At 40.6% G+C, this 22,086-nt stretch carries 15 protein-coding genes; 7 read left to right on the top strand and 8 right to left on the bottom strand.

Features of this window, described 5'->3' with window-relative positions:
* Positions 1–1,198 precede the first annotated feature (1,198 nt).
* From EV194_RS16505 to EV194_RS16495, 3 genes are all read left to right on the top strand, one after another.
* Positions 1,199–1,450, top strand: a complete 252-nt coding sequence (locus tag EV194_RS16505; protein WP_132435584.1) for an OadG family protein — start codon at positions 1,199–1,201, stop codon at positions 1,448–1,450.
* 204 nt (positions 1,451–1,654) lie between these two features.
* A complete protein-coding gene (locus EV194_RS16500; RefSeq protein ID WP_132435582.1) occupies positions 1,655–3,541 on the top strand; it encodes a biotin/lipoyl-containing protein in 1,887 nt (628 codons plus the stop codon).
* A gap of 149 nt (positions 3,542–3,690) precedes the next feature.
* Positions 3,691–4,902 carry a sodium ion-translocating decarboxylase subunit beta gene (locus EV194_RS16495; protein WP_132435580.1) on the top strand — a complete coding sequence of 404 codons (1,212 nt, stop codon included), beginning with the start codon at positions 3,691–3,693 and terminating at the stop codon, positions 4,900–4,902.
* A 138-nt stretch (positions 4,903–5,040) separates the two neighbouring features.
* Here EV194_RS16495 and EV194_RS16490 read toward each other — a convergent pair whose 3' ends face one another.
* Positions 5,041–5,589: a glutathione peroxidase gene (locus EV194_RS16490; protein WP_132435578.1), complete on the bottom strand. Its 549-nt coding sequence runs from the start codon at positions 5,587–5,589 to the stop codon at positions 5,041–5,043.
* A 635-nt stretch (positions 5,590–6,224) separates the two neighbouring features.
* Here EV194_RS16490 and EV194_RS16485 point away from each other — a divergent pair.
* The 3 genes from EV194_RS16485 to EV194_RS16475 all read left to right on the top strand — a co-directional run bounded on the left by EV194_RS16485 (position 6,225) and on the right by EV194_RS16475 (position 7,850).
* Positions 6,225–6,458, top strand: a complete 234-nt coding sequence (locus tag EV194_RS16485) for a DUF4160 domain-containing protein (RefSeq protein WP_132435576.1) — start codon at positions 6,225–6,227, stop codon at positions 6,456–6,458.
* Positions 6,455–6,976: a helix-turn-helix domain-containing protein gene (locus EV194_RS16480; protein ID WP_207916106.1), complete on the top strand. Its 522-nt coding sequence runs from the start codon at positions 6,455–6,457 to the stop codon at positions 6,974–6,976. The genes EV194_RS16485 and EV194_RS16480 overlap by 4 nt, the downstream gene beginning before the upstream one ends.
* 61 nt (positions 6,977–7,037) lie before the next feature.
* Complete coding sequence (locus tag EV194_RS16475; RefSeq protein WP_132435574.1) at positions 7,038–7,850, top strand: aminotransferase class IV; 813 nt, start codon at positions 7,038–7,040, stop codon at positions 7,848–7,850.
* Positions 7,851–8,029: 179 nt separating this feature from the next.
* Here the strand turns inward: EV194_RS16475 and EV194_RS16470 are convergent, their stop codons facing one another.
* From EV194_RS16470 to EV194_RS16440, 7 genes are all read right to left on the bottom strand, one after another.
* Positions 8,030–9,091 carry a uroporphyrinogen decarboxylase family protein gene (locus EV194_RS16470; protein WP_132435572.1) on the bottom strand — a complete coding sequence of 354 codons (1,062 nt, stop codon included), beginning with the start codon at positions 9,089–9,091 and terminating at the stop codon, positions 8,030–8,032.
* Between the two features lie 130 nt (positions 9,092–9,221).
* Positions 9,222–9,956, bottom strand: a complete 735-nt coding sequence (rlmB, locus tag EV194_RS16465; RefSeq protein ID WP_132435570.1) for a 23S rRNA (guanosine(2251)-2'-O)-methyltransferase RlmB — start codon at positions 9,954–9,956, stop codon at positions 9,222–9,224.
* A complete protein-coding gene (locus EV194_RS16460) occupies positions 9,953–11,908 on the bottom strand; it encodes an ABC-F family ATP-binding cassette domain-containing protein (RefSeq protein ID WP_132435568.1) in 1,956 nt (651 codons plus the stop codon). Before EV194_RS16460 ends, rlmB begins: the two co-directional genes overlap by 4 nt.
* A gap of 172 nt (positions 11,909–12,080) precedes the next feature.
* Positions 12,081–14,465: a PBP1 and LysM peptidoglycan-binding domain-containing protein gene (locus tag EV194_RS16455; protein ID WP_132435566.1), complete on the bottom strand. Its 2,385-nt coding sequence runs from the start codon at positions 14,463–14,465 to the stop codon at positions 12,081–12,083.
* Between the two features lie 229 nt (positions 14,466–14,694).
* Positions 14,695–16,125: a chromosomal replication initiator protein DnaA gene (dnaA, locus tag EV194_RS16450; RefSeq protein WP_132435564.1), complete on the bottom strand. Its 1,431-nt coding sequence runs from the start codon at positions 16,123–16,125 to the stop codon at positions 14,695–14,697.
* A gap of 308 nt (positions 16,126–16,433) precedes the next feature.
* A complete protein-coding gene (locus EV194_RS16445; protein ID WP_132435562.1) occupies positions 16,434–17,684 on the bottom strand; it encodes an MlaD family protein in 1,251 nt (416 codons plus the stop codon).
* Positions 17,685–17,699: 15 nt separating this feature from the next.
* Positions 17,700–18,800 (bottom strand): N-acetylmuramoyl-L-alanine amidase family protein, encoded by a 1,101-nt coding sequence (locus EV194_RS16440; RefSeq protein ID WP_132435560.1) that lies wholly within the window; start codon positions 18,798–18,800, stop codon positions 17,700–17,702.
* Between the two features lie 278 nt (positions 18,801–19,078).
* Between EV194_RS16440 and EV194_RS16435 the strand changes: the two genes are divergently transcribed.
* The gene (locus EV194_RS16435) at positions 19,079–21,949 is read left to right on the top strand and encodes a putative LPS assembly protein LptD (RefSeq protein WP_207916103.1); all 2,871 of its coding nucleotides are present in this window, start codon (positions 19,079–19,081) and stop codon (positions 21,947–21,949) included.
* Positions 21,950–22,086 lie beyond the last annotated feature (137 nt).

Here is a 22,086-nt window from a genome sequence, read left to right as displayed (position 1 = left end):
CTTAAATTGTGACCGTCTATTTTTCATAAGTTTCAGTTTTTGAATTGTTTTAAAAATCGTTCAAAAACGGTCAACCTATTTCAGGACGGCACAGTGATTGGGTAATTTGGGTTTAGGGTGATTCTTTTTATGGTTTATGGTTTATGGTTTATGGTTTGTAGTTCAAAATGTTAAATCCATTACTTCAAACATAGAAGATCGAACTTCAAACTTCAAACTTCCGCAATCTAACCAAATAACCATGTCTTAGCATATACACCGTAAATAGGATTAAAAATACAACGCCCCGAACTGAACGAACCCACTCTGCAAAACAGTATTCACAACTTAGGAGGTAAGGGGTAAAAATAATTCATCCGATGAATCTTGCATTACAGTTATATTCATCGGATGAATGATAAAAAACCATCCTACCCATTGTCACCACTTTCCAGTCGCCCTATCACCCTATCACCGTGTTACCTTTTCCTTTTCCGGTTTCCGGTCTCCGTGTCACCCTGTTACCGTGTTACCGTCTTTCCTTTTTTCCTTTTCCTTTTCCGGTCTCCATGTCACCGTGTCACCCTGTTACCGTATTACCGTCTTTCCTTTTTTCCTTTTCCTTTTCCGGTTTCCCGTCTCCGGTCTCCGGTCTCCGTGTCACCCTGTTACCGTGTTACCGTCTTCCCTTTTTTCCTTTTCCTGTCTCCCGTCTCCCGTCTCCTTCCTCCGTCCTCCGTCCTCCTTTCCTAACAACCTGAATACGTACCAATTACGCAAATATTTCTTTAATTGATATAAATCAGTGAAATAGTGATAATTATCAGCTTTCTGTAAATTACACGGAATAAAAATCGGGCTAAATAGTTTTAAATAAGGGGGAAATTGGGTAATATTGTAAAAGTGATGGTTGTTTTTTTACGGCAAATAACGACAATCAATTTAATCAAGGATATATTATATTATATTTCAATCAGTTATATTTCCGTGTACGTATATCACAAATTTAAAGATTACCGAACCCTAGTTTCAAGTTAACCAGACAACAAGACATGTTTATCTCGTGCGTTTGGCGGTTCCCCATCAAATTGGGACTGTTGCCGTCTCTGGCTGAGTTAGTGGTGAAGCGTAGCATAAAATATATTTGACTTGACACTAGTTTGTTGGTGTTAAATAAACAAAGCCGTTCGGGAAATGTTAAATATAAAAACTAACTAAAATGAGTGAGAATTTTCAAGAAGCATTTACCCTGCTGGGTGTAGGAATGCTCACCGTTTTCATAATATTGCTAACGGTGGTATTACTTGGTAATGGCATCATTCTGTTTGTAAAGCGTTTCTTTCCGGAAGATGCCAACCAAGCAGTTGTTTCAGCCGGTGTTTCTGCATCCAAAACAGCTGCCATAGTCGCAGCAGTTAAAATCCTTACTAGAGGCAAAGGTAGAGTAACCAATATTGAAAAAGCAAACTAAGAGAGGTTGTTAGTTCGTTAGGATATTAGGTCGTTTTGTGGTTAGGACGTTAGTGCCGTTGTATGGGGATAGAAATAGAAATCAACATATTATGATATCGCAGACCACAAACATAAAACGCTTAAAATAAGATGATACTAAAAGTTTGCGAGCTAAATAAAACAGAATAAAAAACGAATTATTGAGATAAAAAAACATCATATAATGAAGAGAAAAATAAAATTCTCCCTCCTTTACAGGGATATGTGGCAATCATCAGGAAAGTATGTACCTCGATTGGATCAGTTGGAGCGAGTAGCCCCACACATTATTGAAATGGGGTGTTTCTCTAGAGTCGAAACCAATGGCGGCGGATTTGAGCAGATCAATCTGCTCTTTGGAGAAAATCCAAACCATGCTGTTAGAGCCTGGACTAAGCCATTCCAAGAAGCTGGAATTCAGACACACATGCTGGAGCGGGCGCTGAATGGCATTCGAATGACGCCGGTTCCCGCCGATGTTCGTAAACTGATGTTTAAAGTAAAAAAGAAACAAGGCACCGACATTGCCCGTTCATTCTGTGGACTCAATGATCCCCGTAACGTGATTGATTCCATCAAATATGCCAAAGAAGGTGGCATGATAGCACAAGCTGCCCTTAGCCTCTCTTATTCCGAGGTGCATACTGTTGAGTATTATGTGGATTTAGCCGATCAGTTTATTCAGGCCGGAGCAGATGAATTGTGTCTTAAAGACATGGCCGGTATTGCCCGTCCCGCCTCTTTAGGAAAAATAGTAGAAAAAATACGCGAAAAACATAAAGAGATCCCCATCACTTACCATGGCCATGCAGGCCCTGGCTTCCAGGTAGCTACCATTTTAGAAGTGGCGCGTGCCGGAGTTGATTATGTGGATGTTGGCATGGAACCGCTTTCATGGGGAACTGGTCATGCCGACCTGCTAACCGTACAAGCCATGCTAAAAGATGCAGGGTTTGATGTGCCTGATATCAATATGAAGGCATACATGAAAGTGCGGTCACTCACCCAGGAATTTATTGACGATTTTCTGGGTTATTTCATCAGCCCTAAAAACCGACTAATGAATTCCCTCCTGATTGGCCCGGGATTGCCAGGCGGGATGATGGGTAGCATGATGGCCGATTTGACCAACAACCTAAAAAGTCTCAACAAGTGGAAAGAGAAAAACAATCAGCCGGTGCTTAATGAAGATGATCTGCTCGTTAAGCTTTTCGACGAAGTAGAATACGTATGGCCACGCCTTGGATTTCCTCCATTGGTAACCCCTTTCAGCCAGTATGTTAAAAACATTGCCTTAATGAATGTTATTCAGCTTGAGAAAGGCAAAGAGCGATGGAGTATGATTGCCGATAACATTTGGGACATGATTCTCGGTAAGAGCGGAAAATTGCCCGGTAAACTGTCCGATGAGATAATTCAGCGGGCTAAAGAAGAGGGTCGTGAGTTCTATACCGGTCATCCACAAGATCCATACACCGATGCATTAGATAGCTTTAGAAAAGAGATGGATGAGAACAATTGGGATTATGGGCAAGATGATGAAGAATTGATGGAGTTGGCCATGCATCCTGAACAATACAGGTTATATAAGTCCGGTAAAGCCAAGGAGAATTTTGAGGCTGAGATAAAATCCTATGAGGATAAATTTTCAAAGGAACAAACGGGCGGGAAAACCTCTAAAGAGATGCCTGCCAACTGGCAGCCATCGACCATGCAAATCAATGTGAATGGCGAACAATTCACTGTCAGTGTCTCCTACGATGAAAATGCTTCGAATTCAGCCGCTGCTGATAATTCAAGTACCTCCAAAACATCTTCCCCACCAACATCAACGGGTCAGATTAGCAAAGTATTTGCTCCGCTGGAAGGTAAATTTTATTTTACCAAAGACACCGGGGAAAAAGCTCTACAAGAAGGAGACCTTGTAAAACCCGGCGATATAGTTGGCTATATTGAGTCAATGAAGACATACAATGCCATACGATTCGAAGAGGGCGGAACCATCCAAAAATTTGAAATTGCCAATGGTGATGATGTGGATGAGGATGATTTACTGGTGACGGTGGGTTAGGGAAAGGAGAAAGGAGACCGGGAACAGGAAACCGGAGACCGGAGACCGGAGACAGGAGACAGGAGACAGGGGACCGGAGAATTGAGAGGCAACGGGGCGTAATATCCTAGTAATCATTACAAAGTTAAACACTAATAACAAAAAACAACATGGGCGTTCTTGAAGAACTCTATAATATGACAGCCTTTGGGGCAATTGCTGAAGAGCCCGGGGTGTTGCTGATGCTGCTGATAGGTTTTGTTTTGCTCTATTTAGGTATAACCAAAAAGTATGAACCACTGTTGCTGGTTCCAATCGCATTTGGTGTAATTCTAGCCAATTTACCTGGTGGTGGAATGGGTGTTGTCGCTGCGGAAAAAATAGAACTAGAGGGTGACAGATATATGAATCTCTTTGAGATTGGTAGTGAATTTGGTATAATGAACTACCTCTATTTTGCACTCCTAAAAACCGGATTTATCCCTCCTATTATTTTCATGGGAGTTGGAGCACTCACCGATTTTGGACCAATGTTACGAAACCTACGACTAGCATTTTTTGGAGCGGCCGCTCAAATCGGTATATTTTCGGTTATTTTTGGTGCCATTGCAATGGGCTTTACTTTGCAAGAAGCTGGCGCCTTAGGAATAATTGGTGGAGCCGATGGCCCTACGGCCATCTATACGACTATTATGCTGGCACCTCACCTTTTAGGCCCCATCGCCATTGCTGCGTACTCATACATGGCATTGGTGCCGGTAATAATCCCGCTTATTGCCAATATGCTAATGTCAAAAGAAGATTTTCTCATCAACATGAAACAACAGGACAAACTCTATCCGCCAAAATATGAAATCAAAAATTTGAAGTTGGTCAAGATATTGTTTCCAGTGATTCTTGGGGTGACAGTCGCATTATTTGTACCTTCATCAGTGCCACTGTTGGGAATGTTGCTGTTTGGTAATCTTATCAAAGAGGTTGGAACTATAACACAAAGACTCTCTGATGCGGCCACCGGCCCCATCATGAATACGGCCACCATATTTCTAGGATTGGCAGTTGGTGGAACCATGACCCATAATGTATTTCTGGATATGCGCACCCTGGGGATAATTGTAGGTGGATTCATGGCCTTTGCCATCTCCATTGGAGGAGGTATTACTGCTGTAAAAATCTATAATATGTTTGCCAAAAAGAAAATCAACCCGCTCATTGGAGCCACTGGCTTAAGTGCAGTACCAATGGCATCGCGCGTGGCTAACGATTTAGGACTTGAGCACGACCAAAACAACCACCTGCTGCAATATTGCATGGCTTCTAACATTTCAGGTGTTATCGGATCAGCGGTAGCTGCAGGTGTGTTAATTTCTATACTGGGGTAAGTCAGGTAGCAGTGAGAAGTCTGTAAGCAGTGAGCAGTGAGCAAAGATCATTGTTACCTGATAACTGTTCATTAAAAACTAATCATTGATAACTGATAACTGATCATTGATTACTGATAACTGATCATTGATAACTGATCATTGCTTAATCCAGTCAACAATCTCCTGATCATCAGGTCTGGTCCTGGGAGGAATTACTTTTGCAAGATTTCCTTTTTCATCGATAAGGTATTTTTGAAAATTCCATTGTACTTCACTGTCCTTAAAACCGTTGAGACTCTTTTGTGTCAACCATTGATAAAGAGGGTGCTTATCATCACCTACTACAGTGATTTTTTCCATCATAGGAAAGGTTACGCCATAATTAACCTGACAAAACTCCATGATTTCCTCTGCAGTACCCGGCTCCTGATTCAAAAAATCATTGGCCGGAAAACCGATAATCACAAAATCATCTCCCCCATATTGCTCCCAAAGCGCCTGAAGTTGTTCGTACTGAGGTGTCAAACCACATTCACTGGCCGTGTTTACCACCATTACTTTTTTACCTTTCAGAGATGAAAAACTAAAAGGAGTTCCTCCAATGGTATTTACTTCAAATGAGTAAAAACCGGATTGTGCGCTTGCCGACATTGAGATGGCAACCAGCCATAGAAATGCCCCAAATTGTATAACCATATTTCGCATGATGTCATAGTTTTAATGTGCTAATATAAACAAATATATGGGAGAAAAGGTTTTGGAACGAAAGGTGACAGGGTGACAGGGTTGAAGGGTTTAGGGTTTAGGGTTTAATTTACACTCCCAAAACTACAACTATCAACTATCAACCCCAAACTATAAACTATAAACTATCAACTATAAACTATAAACTATCAACTATGAACTATAAACTTATAACATTAAACTTTAAACATTGAACCTTAAACATAAAACTAAAATCCTCCCTCTAACCCTTCCACCCTGTGTCCCTGTCACCCTGATACCCTTCCCCTACAATTCCCCTTCCCCCAAAAAACACATAAAGGCAGGTGCCTTCGCACACTGCCTTTACGCCATCCAAAACCAAAACTTAATAAGTACAAAATGATTTAATACAAAGCAATCAGCATTGCATTCATTCTACTTTTTGAACTATATATTCAAATATAGATTATAAATAAATAAGACACAATGCTTTTAACTTTATTTAACTACCGCATCAATACTTATTCAGCATTGAAAATAGAAATAAATCATGTTGGCAATCATAAATGATTTGAAAAAACCTTGGAAATTAGAAGATAACCTCTTAAATTTGTTATCTAAATAGACAACACTCTATGCCCACAATTAAAACAATTGATACAATTAAAATTGACATTTACTCAAGGGAACATCCCCCACCCCATTTTCATGCGAAATTTGCTGAATTTGAAGAGTTAATAGAAATTGAATCATTTGAGACATACGCTGGAAATATACCCAGAATGCATAGAAAAAAAGTGGTAGATTGGGCGAGTGATAATAAACAGTTCCTTTTGGATATTTTTAAACAATTAAATCCAAGGCTATGAGACAGAAGATTAAAATACCCAGAATAGTTAAGATAGAAAAGATAGCGGGTCATAAAATCCAATGTATGTTCAATAACGGAGAAAGCCGAATGCTTGACTTTGAAAAGATTTTTACGCAATGGGGTGTGAGTGAGAATGATTTCGAATATCCACTACTTGACGAAAATGAGTTTAAGAAAGTCAAACTTAAGAACTACACTTTATCATGGGCGAATATTGAGATTAAAGTAAAAGCAAAAAATGGAGAAAGTTTGATACTTCCCTATGAAATTGGAGCTGATGTTCTTTTCGAATTAAGTGAAGAAATAAAAGAATCATCAAAATACAGATATGGCAAACTGATAAAAAGTGCCAGATTAAAAGCAGGCTTGACACAACAGCAATTAGCAATTAAAAGTGGGACAACAAGATTCTATATTTCGAGAATTGAAAACGACAAAACAGACCTTGAGATGTCTACATTTAGAAAGATAGTTGAAGCAGGACTCGGAAAGAAACTAAAACTAACGATAGAATAGATTACGATTGTCAACATTACTGCAATGAACTTCAATTCATTATTTTTGGCAAAAAAGCAAAATGTCATTCGCTAAATACTACATAGAAAACGGCCATCTTAAATCTGGAAACTGCAAGTCACAGAATAAGGAGTGTTTGGTTATTTATGATGTTTTAAGAATTGAAAAGGGATATCCTCTGTTTATAAAAGACCACTTGAACCGCTTGTATGAAGGAATTGAAAAATCTGGCCACCAACTGTCCGTGAATGCGGAAGAGCTTGCTCAAAAAATCAAACAGCTCATAACAGCGGAAAAGCGCACTGAAGGCAACATAAAAATTGAATGCAGCTTTCTGCATCATGAAATAATTGAGTGTCATTACGCCATATATTTTATTCCCCACTTCTACCCCGCCCCAAATCTTTACCAATCTGGTGTTGAATGTACTATTTTAAATGAGAGCAGAAGCAACCCATCCATTAAAGTCGCCAATACGCCTGTACGTCTTTTAAGCAATCAGATATTGGAAAAAACAAAAGTTTTTGAGACGATTCTGGCCAAAGATAACATCATTACAGAGGGAAGTCGCTCAAACATTTTCTTTTTTAAGAACGATCAGCTGATAACTGCACCAGAAACCATGGTATTAGCAGGAGTCATGAGAAAGAAAGTCATTGAAACAGCTTTGAAACTAAACATCCAAATCAAGTATATAGCTATAAATAAAAATGACTTACCCTTAATGGATGCAGCCTTTTTATCAGGAACTTCATTAAGAATCCTCCCAGTTAGAAAAATTGATGAGCACATCTACAGCCTCCCCCATAGTTTAATCACTGAACTTACGGAAGGGCTATATAGGTTTTTTATTGATAGGGGGTTAGGAAAATAGGTTGAAAGGAGATTGGAAACCGGAGACAGGAGACAGGAAACAGGAAGAAGGTGGAAGGGTGATAAGGTGATAAGGTTGGATGGTTTTGGGTTTATGGTTTTGAGTTTATGGTTTTGAGTTCTGCGTTTATGGTTCAGAACTATGAACTATAAACCAAAAAACTTCGAACTTAATAAACATCAATACTTCCACTCCCTAGCTGCCTCATACATGGCAATCACGTTTTCAACCGGGGTTTCAACTTTAAATTTATGTGAGGGGCCAAGGAAAAAACCTCCTCCCGGAGCCATGATGTCAAGAAGTTCCTTTACACCCTCTTTAACTCTTGCAGGTGTGGCTTTTCTCAGTAATAGTTCTTCATCCAGTGCACCACAAAAAGTAATCATCGACCCAAAATCCTTTTTCAATCCTTCTGGAGACATTCCGGCAGCACGGGTTTGAATTGGATCCAAAACATCGGCACCAATTGAGATAAACTCTGGCAACAACTTTCGCACAGCACCACAACTGTGCATGTAGAATTTAACATGATGTTTTCGGGGAACTTCCATAAAGCGCTCCATTACCGGACGAATGATATCCTGCCATGTATCATTGCTTACAATCAATCCTCCCTGATCACCAAAATCATCTGCAATGCGGATAAAATCAAGCCGTTCGCCGGCCACTTCAAAGAAAGAACTGATGAAATCACAATAAAAATCAGATACCTTCTCAACCAGCACTCCAAAGAATTTTGGGTGATACATCATCACCTCAAGAAAGTTATCACGCCCAATCAAACGCTGAATAATTCTGTACAAACCGGGAGATGAATACCCGGGAGCAGACATGGTAGCGTATTTACTGTATTTATCGAGTTGCCTATTTAATGAATTAAAATCGAAAAGAGATACATCCGGCCATGGGTAATCGGCCAGAACTGCCGGATCATTGACACCAGCCAACGGAGAACCTGCGATATCCCAGTATTTAAGATCGCCGTGTCCGCAAAGTTTATATTCAACACCCCAAATATCTCTTTTTGATTCTCCGGAAATATCAAGTAACTCAGGCCCCCGGTAATTGGGTTCAACCCATCGAAAATCCACATCCAAATGCTCCAACAACTGATCCTTATCACTAAAACCCAGATGTTTCATCATCTTTTCAGTAAATCCGGGTACCCCCCAGTAAAAAAAAGGAACCCGATCAGGTTGTTCGTGATTGAGCGATTTAAGAACTCGATCTCTATTATTCATGATGTTGTATTAAGTAAATACTAGTATAGGAGCACTATAAATAGTACTCTTACCTCATACAAATGCAATCAAAAACAACCCAAATTAGCTAAAAAAAAGATATAAAAACAAATAAGTTTTAAAAAAACAACTAGCTATTATTTGCAACTATCTCATAAACAATAATTCCCGTAGCCACTGAGACATTCAATGAACCTGACTCCCCTTTTACAGGAATGGAAACCACCTGATCCATCATTTTTAATACTTGCGATGAAATCCCCTTGTCTTCAGCACCAACCACCAAAGCTATTGGCTGTGTGTAGTTTACACCCTTGTAATTGACTTCACTTTTCTCCGATGCGCCAACCAGCATGAAGCCTTTTTCTTTCAAAAATTTCATGGTGTACCACATTTTAGAAACCCGGCATACCGGAACTCTGAATAGTGCACCGGCAGAAGTTTTAATGGCATCGGCATTGACAGGGGCTCCTCCTTTCTCTGGAATGACTATGGCATCAACACCTGCGCATTCAGCTGTACGTGCAATGGCTCCAAAATTACGTACATCGGTTATCCCATCTAAAACCAAAATAAAAGGTTTACTGCCGCTTTCAATGGCCAGGTTTACTAATTCCTCTATATCCTGATAAGCAATAGGAGATATGGTAGCCACTACGCCTTGGTGATTTTTGGTTGTAAAACGGTTGATGCGTTCCACCGGGACTTTTTGCCAATTGATCCCTTTTTGACTCATCAATTGCATCAGCTCCTGAAACAGCTCACCGGTGGAGCCGCTTTTTACAAATACTTTTTCCAGACTTTTGCCACTCTCGATGGCTTCAATCACGCTACGGATACCGTAGATAATGTTTTTATCATTCATTCTAACTCACATTTTTCTGTTTCCAGTTTTTCTAGTTCATAATTGAGCTTTTCCCATCGCTCCATCTCCTCATCAAGTTCTTTCTTTACTTTTTCATAGTCAATGTATATGCTCGAAAGATCATCAGTTTTGTCGGGGTTTTGTAAAAGCTTGTCCATTTCAGCCAGATAATTTTCCAGTTCACCTATCCGATTTTCAGATTGTTCAGCATCAGTGGCAGTTTTTTTAATGCGTCGGTTCAAATCCTTGCGCTCCTCAAAAGATAGTTTTCCTTTGGGAGCAATCTTCTCAGATGTTATCGATATTTTTGCAGCAGATGGACGGCTTTCAAGTTCCTTTAGAGATTCCAGTTTTTTCTTCTCTAAAAACTCATAAATGCCCCCCAGGTGCTCTTTAATTTTTCTGTTGGTAAACTCGTAAGTTTTATTTACCAGCCCGTTTAGGAAATCACGGTCGTGTGAAACCAAAATCACCGTTCCGTTAAAATCAGCCAGAGCCTTTTTCAACAACTCCTTCGACCTCATGTCCAAGTGGTTGGTTGGCTCATCCAATATAAGCAAATTAACAGGTTCTAACAACAGCAACACCATAGCCAAACGCGTCCTTTCACCCCCGGAAAGTACGGAAACTTTTTTATCCACATCCTCTCCGCTGAAGAGAAATGCTCCAAGCAAATCGCGAATTTTGGTGCGAATATCCCCTACCGCAACACGATCAACAGTCTCCAGAACCGTTTGGGAGTTGTCCAACTGATCGGCTTGATTTTGCGCAAAATAGCCTATTTTAACCTGATGTCCCAACTCGATTGATCCACCATATTCAATTTCGTTCAAGATGATGCGCGCCATGGTGGTTTTACCCTCACCGTTTTTTCCTACGAAAGCGACTTTCTCTCCTCTTTCAATCATGAAATCCAAGTCGTCGAGAACATGCAACTGATCGTAAAATTTCGTTATGCCCTTTCCTTTAACCGTGATTGATCCGGAGTGAGGCGCAGGCGGGAATTGTATGCGAAGAGCACTTCCATCAAATTCATCAACCTCAATTCGCTCTAATTTTTCTAGTTGTTTAATGCGTGATTGCACTTGAACCGCCTTGGTAGCTTTATATCGAAACCGCTCAATAAAAGCCTCGGTGTCTTCAATTTTCTTTTGTTGATTCCGGTACGCAGCCATTTGCTGTTCGCGCCGCTCGTGCCGCAACTCTACAAACCGCGAATACGAAACCTTGTAATCATATATTTTCCCAAGAGATATCTCAACGGTTCTGTTGGTGATGTTGTCAAGAAAAGCTCGGTCGTGGGAGATGAGAACCAAGGCTCCTGCATAGGACTTTAAATAGTCCTCAAGCCACTGAATGGACTCAATATCCAGGTGGTTGGTTGGCTCATCCAATAAAAACACATCGGGCTTTTTAAGCAGAATCTTCGCCAGTTCGATGCGCATACGCCATCCTCCGCTGAACTCACGGGTGGGACGATCGAGATCGCTCTGTTTAAACCCGAGACCTTTTAATGTAACCTCAATTTGCGAATGAAAATTATGTCCGTCCAGCATTGCAAAACGTTCGTTTTGCAATGTAAGTTTGTTAATCAGTTCCAGATAATCAGCCGATTCGTAATCGGTTCTCTGACTCACTTGTTTGGTTAATCTTTCAATCTCATTTTCCAAATGAATCAATTCTGAAAAAGCTTGTTCCGTCTCCTCTCGTACAGTTTGAGTATCAGAATAGTCAATGTGCTGGGGCAGATAACCAATGGTAAGTTCCTTAGGCTTGGCAACCGATCCGGCACTGGGAACCAGTTGATCGGCAATGATTTTTAAAAGAGTAGATTTACCGGCGCCATTTTTACCTACCAACCCAATTCTGTCGCGGTTATTTATTAGAAAAGAGACCTCATCGAATAAACGAAAGCCACCAAAATCGACGGTTAACTGATTAACTGATATCATTACTGTTTCTGATGTTTAAATGATTGGGATAAATGAAGTTGTCTCAAATTTACTCTGCTTTGCGGGATCCGAAGAAATTAAGCTAGAGCATCTAACTTCTAATAATCTAATATCTAAAAATCTAGTGTCTAAAGTCTAGTGTCTAACAATCTTACATCTAATATCTACCAACCTACATCTCTCTCAGAGGAACTCTTTCTGTGGAATAATCTGGTCTGAATCTCAACATATACAATCCTTTATTGTAAAAGCCACCCCAATTTGAAGTTCGTTTAAAATTAAAATTAAATTGCACCTGGTCATTTGTGACTCTGTTCAGGCAGATGTCAAAATCAGTTCCAAACTGGGCGATGGCTGAAATAAAATAGCTTGCCACATCATATCCCCACAGGCCATATCTTGAATAGGCTGAAGCTGGTGAGCTGTTCTGGAAGTAAGGTGCTACAGCATGAGGTTCAATATGGTACCACTGACGATATTTTCTCAGAACGCTGTTTGACAACGGATCATTGTAATCAAGTCCGAAAGTTCTGAATATGGTTCCGTCCAGATGATGTATATGTTCCGGATCGATGGTTTGGTAAAACAACCAATCGGACATACCAAACAGGCGAATATCTGCTCTTGTTTTCTCCTTAACACCAGATAGTATGGGAATGATGCGTGAAGCATCTGCCTCAGCCACAGATGGAACAACCACATAAGTGGTTCCATCCCGATTGATGAGAGATTGAATCTCTACCAGATCATCTCCACCCAATTTGTATTCGGTATAATTAAGGCTTCCGGCTCCCATAAGTGCTGCCTTTCGCTTTAGAACCTGCACAAAGCGATTCCCTTGCCGATCCTGTTCATTTGGCAAAATCACCAAAAGAGAAGCCCCATTGGCCTGGCGGATGATTTCACCAGCCATCTGATCAAACATCAATGAATCAGGTGTATTGACGTGAAACAGGTATGGGTTGGTAGCAATATCGGGGTTTGTGTTCGACAATGGAAAAACCAGCGGAATTTTATGTTCACGACTAAAAGCAGACAAGTTGGGCAATTCAGAAGACATTCCCGGACCAATGATCAGGTTGGTTTCCTTTAGGGAAGGATCACGTAAGGCCTGGTTTAAAGCATCACCGGATGCTGCTATATCATAGACAGAAAGCTCTACATTTATTCCTTTCCTTTTTAATGTATCCAGAGCCAAAAGGACTCCGCTGTAAAACTCAGCGAAGATCCGGGAACGATTTACCCTGTTTCGCATATCTCTGGACACTTGAACAGAATCCGATCCGGCAGAAAAAAAGCGGTTACTTTCATTGGCCGAAAAGGGTAACATTAAAGCAACTTTAATGGGAGTTCGGTATCCAAGTTCACGATTAACTGAACAATCGCCAAATTGGGTAATCATATCCACATCACCATCTGTTGTGTCGGTATACACAACTTCCGGTTGCAGTAAATCAGCAGCTCTTCGTGCAAACCATGCGTCTTTGGGAATACGCAAAGTAATACCATGCCGAAATTCTGAGAAGTCCACATCGGGGTTTACCTTTTTTATGGTCTCCATATCCACATGATATTGGCGGGAAATACCAAACAGCGTTTCACGACGCCTGACTCTGTGGCTAATGAAAAGATCGTCCTGATCGACATCCTTTTTCACAATTTGTTGATCTATCTCCGGACGGGGAATGCGAAGCATATAACCCACTTTTAGATCATCCTGCTCAACACCGGGATTGGCATTTCTGAGGGTTTCAACACTAACCTGATATTGTCGGCTGATGGAATAATAGGTTTGTCCTTCCTGAATGGTATGATAGACGTAGTCATCACTTTGAAGTATCCTTGAGGGTTGCTCTCCGGGAGTTGGTGTATGCTCTTTTCTTGGAATTCTTACAGTACTTCCAATACCCAAAACGCCGCCTCTTAAAGCGGGATTTGCTTCAATGATTTCATCAACAGAAACTGAATACTGACGTGATAATCCAAACAAGGTTTCCCGTGGTTGAACTGTATGATAGATGTAATCAGAATCTTCTGTTGGTTGTTGAGATTCAGTGGTGGTAGTTGCCGCTCTATCAACGGTTGCCGTTTGCTCCGCTTCCATAGGAATACGGAGAATAGACCCTTCAACCAAACCTCTTTCGCTATTTGGATTGTGCTGGTATATAACTTCAATTGGGACGTTATATTTGCGTGACACAAAAAATGCAGTTTGCCCCTTCTCCACCGTATGATACAAAAACTCTCTGGATCTCTCCATCTCCGAATCGGTTCGGTTACGTCCTGAAATGACAGGAATTCGGAGAATTTGTCCAACTTTTAAGCTCTCAGAAATATCATCGTTGGCATCCAAAATCTCTTGCATGGAAACACCATACTTTTGGCTGATTCGATAAAGCCCCTCTCCTCTTTGAATAACATGGAGATAGTACTCTCTGTTATTCAGGATTATTTTTTGCAATTCCCGGCCATTCTCTGTTTGTGCCTGTATGGAAACAGGCCACATCCCGGCACTCAATGAAAAACCTATGATCAGAATAATTGCTTTAATGCTCATTCTACTATAGCGATTAAGATATTACTACTGGAAAGAGGAGAATTTTTAATGTGCAGAAATACCTCCCGCACAAGCTATAGCAAAGACAGTACCAAATTTTGCTGAAAACTGCTTTGTCCTCTTCATACATTCTCTATAAACGGCTAAAATACAAAAAACCACAGAAATGCGACGTCATATCGTCGCATTTCTGTGGTTTTTTATTCAAAATACAATAACTACCTTGTAATCAACACTTCAATTGACTTTCAATTTCTCGTATTTGGCTTTTAAAATCCCGGTCGGTTTCAATTAAATTGGTAATGGTTTTACAGGCGTGCAAAACCGTTGCATGATCCTTTTTTCCAATTTTTGAACCAATGGCCGATAGAGATGAGTTAGTCAGATTTTTTGAAAAGTACATAGCAATTTGTCTGGCCTGAACGATCTCTCTCTTGCGGGTTTTCGATTGCAAAGATTCCGGATCAAGACCGTAATATTTACAAACGGTTTTTTGAATAAAATCAACCGAAAGCTCACGCTGTGATTTTCTTACCAACTTATCGACAACACTCTTGGCGGTTTCAAGTGATATTTCATCTCTATTGATGGTAGATAAAAAGAGTAATGAAATTAAAGCCCCTTCCAGCTCACGAACGTTGTGATTGATATGACTTGCCAAATAATGCACCACCTCTGGTGATACATTGATACCATCTTTCCTGATTTTATGTTTCAGGATGTCCACTCTTGTTTCAAAATCGGGAGCCTGCAAATCAGCAGGAAGTCCCCATTTGAATCTGGACAATAATCTCTCCTCCATTCCTTGCAAATCAGCCGGAGCCTGATCAGATGTAAGAATAAGCTGCTTACCAGATTGTTGCAAATGGTTGAAAATATGAAAGAATGTGTTCTGAGTTCCTGTTTTACCGGCAAATTCCTGTATGTCATCCATAATCAAAACATCTATCATCTGATAGAAGTTAAGAAAATCATTCAGTGAATTATTTCTGATTGAATCGGTATACTGGGTCTGAAACTTGTTGGCACTGACATAAAGCACTGTTTTTTCAGGCATAGTTTGCTTCACATCAATTCCTATAGCCTGGGCAAGATGGGTCTTTCCCAAACCGGAATTGCCATATATAAACAGAGGGTTAAACGCGGTTTTACCGGGGTTCTTAGCCACAGCCTGGCTCGCAGAACGAGCCAACCTGTTACAATCTCCTTCAACAAAGTTCTCGAATGTATAGTCCGCATTTAGCTGGGGATCTACATTCAGTTTTTTGATACCAGGAATCACAAAAGGATTCTTAATAGCAGGTTGATCGTTATTAGAACCAGGCGAAACGGCTCGGTTTCGCAAATCGGCTCGGTTTGCTGTTGGAAGATTTAACGTGTATGGATTGTGGTTTCGTTTCTGTCCTTTATCCATCACCACGCTGTATTCCAGCTTGGCAGAATTACCTATAACATCATGTAAGGCTCGTCTGACGTGATCAATGTACTGCTCCTCTATAATTTCATAGAAATAGACGCTTGGAACCTGGATGGTCAGCACATCCTTTTCCAGACGTAAGGGTACAATCGGTTCAAACCAGGTTTGAAAAGCCAATGGGTCAATGGATTTACTGACTAAATCCATACAAATGTTCCAGACATTTTGATGATCCAGCTTCATTTTTACTGTGCCTTCCTTTAATTTTATGTTTATAATTTTGAGTTCGCTTAAGACAAAATTTGTGAAAAAAAATTGAATAAAAAAATCATATCTTCCTTGATTTTTTGCAAAAAGCATTAGACTATTAATACTCAAACGCTTAAAAAAATCACGCCTATGCATCTGATTGCCTGGACGTTAAACACGAACCTTAACTTTATCTTAACGTCCTTAATACATTGTGTAAAAGAGTCTTGAAGTTGTTGATAAAAAAAATCCCAAAAAATATTTTTGGGATTTAGGAGCCTAAAATCTATTTAACCAAATAACTAGTTTTTATAATTAACTTGCCTCAGTGCTCTGTTTAGTCGAATGGGTTTCCCATCCCTCAATGAGATGACCTCAGCTTTTGGAAACTGGTCAATTAATTTAAGTCTTAATATCTCGGCCTTTTCAAAGGATCTGGTTTCGCCCACGGTATAGATGTAGTTTCTACCGTCGGTATCTTCAAAAACCGGCATGTCATCAATAACAATATCATTTCGAATGTCCAAAGGTTCATTTGAAGATGCAACTTTAACCTTGAACACTATGTTATTCTCTTCAGCCATTTTTTCGGAGGGTGTAACATACACCCGCCTTCCGAAATTAACAGCAGAGAAATTCAGATAGCGGCCGGGATTATGGCGCAAATCGGCCAACAAACGATCCATATTTGCAGTTGCATCGGCCATGTTTAAATAAAGTTCTGCATCGCTCATTAACAGACCAAGCGTTCCTTCTCCCGTTGTGGCCATGGTCATTAACTCATTTAATCCAATCAGCAATGTGTCTGCCGATGCTGCAATTGAAGCTAAATCAACCTCCGAGAGTCCTTGCGAAAAAACAGCCAGATTTTCCATGGTGGTTCCCATGTTCTGAGCCTGAACTCTAAGTCCGCTGGTAAAGATCTCAACATTTTGAAGGCTGTTGGCAAGGTGTCCTCCTTCCTGAAAAGAAGAGCTGATGTGTTGAGAAGTTTGCTGCAGATGATCGATGGTGCTGTATAGTTTTTGCATGGATTGCTCCATTTCGCTTGAAAAAATGCGGTTGACATGGGTTAGTAAAGTGTCAAGCTGTACAAGCACACGCTCTGTTTTTTGCTTAATGGGTTGCATTTCAACACTGACCTGTTCAAACAGGTCAGATCCCACGTCAGTGTTAATAAAGTCACCTGGCTGCATCATTTCAGGGCTGTCTCCAATCAAGATTTCAACCACCTTACTGCCCATAATGTCCATATTCTGAATCTGAGCAACTGAGTTATTCGGAATTTTTACATCCTCACTAATTAATAAAGTTACCAGAAAATTGCCCGGTAGTTCAGGATGCAATCTCACTCGCTGCACTGTTCCAATCCGATATCCTTTATAAATTACCGGACTTCCATCGGACAGGCCGTTTACATTTTCGTATACACCAAAATACTGTGTACCGAAAACAAATATATCCTTTCCCTTTAGGAAGTTGAATCCCCAAATAAGCAGGGTCATTGCAACAATGACAAGCAGACCGAGCTTAATTTCCTTTTTTATATGCATGAGTATAAGTTAAGTTTAGCGAACTGATGACACAGGCACTCTTTCGCCATTTTTAAAAGCAACAATAAAACTATCGGGAATTTTCTCCCTGACATTGGTCAGTTGGTGACTGATATCATCGTAACAAATTGAATAGCCGGTGGTATATTTATAAAGTCCCCCCTCTTCATATACCCACACTTCATCAAAATGGGTATACGGACCTTCTCCCGAGTTGATCATTTGACGGGTTGTGGCAACCTGAATTCTGAAGACAACTTCATTTTGTGTATCTACCATTGGTGGGGTTTCAGGGAGCACTATTTCGGACTGAACATTGGGTCTTACTGAGGCAATCTGGCTTCTGGCTTCATGCCGGTTCTTATAATCCCGAATTGCTCTAAATATGGCAGAAGCCAAATAAACCTGACCTTCTTCAGACGCAAGAAATCTCTCCTCTTGTGCATTACTAAGAAAACCAACTTCAACCAAAACTCCCGGCATGGCAGTTTCCCTCAAAACAAGAAATCCGGCCTGTTTTACACCTCTGTTGTGCCTGCCCACTCTGCTCTCAAACTGATTCTGAATCAATGATGCGGCTGAGATGCTCTGATCCAGATAAACGTTCTGCATCAACTCAAAAATAATATATGACTCGGGCGAGGTAGGATCAAACCCCTGATAGGTTGTGGTGTAATCCTCTTCAAGAATAATTACACTGTTCTCCCTTTTGGCCACTTCAAGGTTTTCCTGTGACCTGTGCAGACCCAAAACAAAAGTCTCCGCTCCGAATATGCGGGGGTTATGAATGGAATTGGCATGAATGGAGACAAAGAGGTCTGCTTTGGCATTGTTTGCTATGGCAGCCCGTTCATTCAAAGGAACAAACACATCTTCAGTTCGTGTGAAAACAACATTCAATTCGGGCATTTCACGATTGAGATACTCACCCACTTTCAGTCCGATGGCCAAAACAATATCCTTCTCCTTCACAACTCTTCCCACGGCTCCGGGATCACGGCCTCCATGGCCGGGATCTATAACCACTGTGCGAAATCCGGATTCACGTTGATTTTGAGCCTCCGCACCAATTAAAATCACCCCAAACAATATCAACAAAAATAATATGTACCTCATGAATAATAAAACTTTATGCGTTTAGTTTATAGAAATACACAGACAATAGATAAAAACATTAACAACATTCATTCCAGAATCTGTGAGACAAGCAACCATGGTAAATGGTTCCATCATTAAAGTTAAACCATTAATAAGCTAAACAAATATATTTTGCCAAATTTAATAAATATCTCTCTGTGTGCCAGAACTCCTTTAAGTTTTATTGAAAAGAAATGTATTAAGACCAATTTTTAATTTATTTTTGTGCTCATATCTATTAAAAATACGGGATTGTTTTGAGAGTAAAGACCAATAAAATTACGCCTTTTAACTTCATGCCGATCAAATGGTTAATACTATTATTGTGTCTTGGCACATACATGCATCCTAAGGCTCAAAACATTGAACTACAATCACCTGTAAACGACTCATTACCCAACCTCTCAGAAGAGCTCACCAGGATGTATCACACCATATTAAGCGATACCACTGAAATATTTATCACCGACGAGACCTTTGCAACCGACCAGGAAGCTACTACAACTCCTGATGACACAATAGTTACGGAGCAACCGGTAGAACGACAAAGACAAAGATCTCCTTTTATAGAAGCAGAAGTAAAATACAGTGCAGAAGATTCAACCTGGTTTGATCGGGGAAGAGTCTACCTGTTTGGAAATGCATCTGTCAGTTATCAGGATGTTCATCTGACTGCTCATTACATTGAGCTTGACCTGGACAGTAACCTGGTTTATGCAGCCGGAACCGTTGACTCGCTTGGTGTTGAAACAGGACTACCGGTATTTCGTGATCCCAGCGGTGAGTACACCATGCGAAGTATCCGCTATAATTTTAAGACAGAAAAGGCCATCATTACTCATGTAGTTACCACACAGGGTGAAGGATTCGTAGTGAGCGACAGAGCCAAAAAGAATGCTGACAATACCTATTTTTTAAAGGACGGACGATACACCACCTGCAATCATCATGATAGCCCCCACTTTTATATCAATATGACCAGAGCAAAGGTGATACCGGGAGATAAAATAGTTACCGGTCCTGCTTACCTTGTTCTGGAAGATGTTCCAATCTATCCCCTCATCATCCCATTTGCCTTTGTGCCCAGCACCACCACTTATAGTTCAGGATTTTTAATGCCATCATATGGTGAGGAGAGCAACCGGGGATTTTTCCTTCGCGATGGAGGGTACTATTGGGCAGCAAATGAATATTTTGATCTGGCACTTACCGGAGATCTGTACGCCAATGGCTCATGGGGTTTGAGATCGTCGTCCAATTATCGCAGAAGATACCGCTATGCTGGTAGTTTCAATGCCAACAGAATTACCAATGTCTTTAGCGAACGAGATCTGCCAGATTACCGCAAAACCAATGATTTTTCGGTAACATGGTCGCACAGACAAGATGCAAAAGCTCATCCTTACCGTACATTTGGTGCAAGTGTTAATTTCTCTACCAGTTCCTTTGATCAAAATAATGTTGGTAGCGTGATTAACCCGGAGGTGCTGGCTCAAAACCAAAAAAGATCAAACATATCATATTCCCGCCGATTTCCTAACTCTCCGTTCAATATGTCGTTGAATGCTTTACACTCTCAGAACAGTAGGGATACCACTATAAATCTGACATTGCCCGATATGACAGTGACGATGAGTCGGATTTTTCCATTTAAAAACCAAAATCGTATTGGCGGACAAGAAGCCTGGTACGAAAACATTAGCGTTGGTTATACAGGTAATATGAGAAACGAAATCTCTACCAAGGAAAGCGAATTCAGCATGAGTCCGCAAGCTTTGAGAGATGATTGGCGAAATGGGGTAAGACACAGCATACCTGTGTCTTTAAACCTGAAACTTCTTAGATACTTCACTGTAACACCAAACGTAAACTATACTGAAAGATGGTATTTTAACTCCATACGTAAAGATTACGATGAAGATTTGAGAAGAGTTGTTACCACGGATACCATTCCTGGATTTAACAGAGTATATGATTACAATGTAGGCGTTGGAACTTCAACTAAACTATATACATTCATTACCCCAAGCAGGGCCATTTTTGGAGATAAAATAGATGCGATTCGCCACGTCATGACTCCCTCGGTAAGTATGAGTTACCGGCCTGATTTTGGTGAGGAGAGATTTGGATATTACGACTGGATTGAATACTATGACAAAAGCCGGGATTTGGTTGTAAGAGAAGAGTATTCCATTTACGAAGGAGCCTTATATGGTGTTCCGGGTAGAGGAAAGTCAGGTTCTATGGGATTAAGTTTGGGAAACACCCTGGAAATGAAAATGAGAAGCGATAGAGATACGACAGGATTCAAGAAAGTAAATATTCTGGAGTCTCTTAATTTCAGTACCTCTTATAATTTCATGGCCGATTCGCTCAACTGGTCTAACATATCCATGAGCGGACGAACCAAAATATTTGGTACCAATATCAGTTTTGGTGCTACATTTAATCCATATGCAATAGATACCACAGCAACTGGCCGCCCGGTAGCTGTTCATCGTTCAGAGTGGGACGTAAACAGAAGAATTGCCAGACTGACGCAAGCCAATCTTAGTTTTGGATTAAATTTTGGATCTGAAACCATTAAGCGTTGGCGGGATGGTGGTCAGACTGCAAATGGTAACGGAAATGGCAATAACAACGGAATTCCGCCCCCTACCGACGATGATTCCATGATGCCACCAGGGATGGACCAGCACATGCAAGGACAATCGGCTCCGCACCATGCAGATCCGCAGCAGGCGGGTGATGATGGATATGTAAAATTTGATATGCCATGGAACATCTCACTCAACTACAGCATGCGGGTTGTTCAGGGAGAGTTTAACCGGGAACGGATGGACTATGACAAAAGAATTACGGCTGACATCAACGCAAATGGCCGAATTTCGCTGACCAACAAATGGGATATCAGTGTATCATCGGGATACAATTTTGACCGGAAAGAAATCTCGCATACTAACGTAAGGATTAATAGAAATCTCCATTGCTGGAATATGAGTTTTAACCTGGTTCCGGTAGGAAGATTTAAATCATACTTCTTTACCATATCGGTTAACAGCAGTCTGCTGAGAGACCTAAAATATGAGAAACGAAGTCACCCGAGAGATAATCCGAACTGGTTTTAAGTTTTAAGTTTATAGTTAATGGTTGAGGGTTTATGGTTTATGGTTGAGGCGTCCTGATATTGGTTGACTTTTTGAGTGATTAATATTCATAAGTTTTGCTAAAAAAAAAGAGTGCCTTGTCTGACATTTGAATTATT

It is taken from the genome of Natronoflexus pectinivorans (assembly GCF_004345615.1).
Lineage (GTDB): Bacteria > Bacteroidota > Bacteroidia > Bacteroidales > Marinilabiliaceae > Natronoflexus > Natronoflexus pectinivorans.
This window is presented reverse-complemented; position numbering and strand designations above follow the sequence as displayed.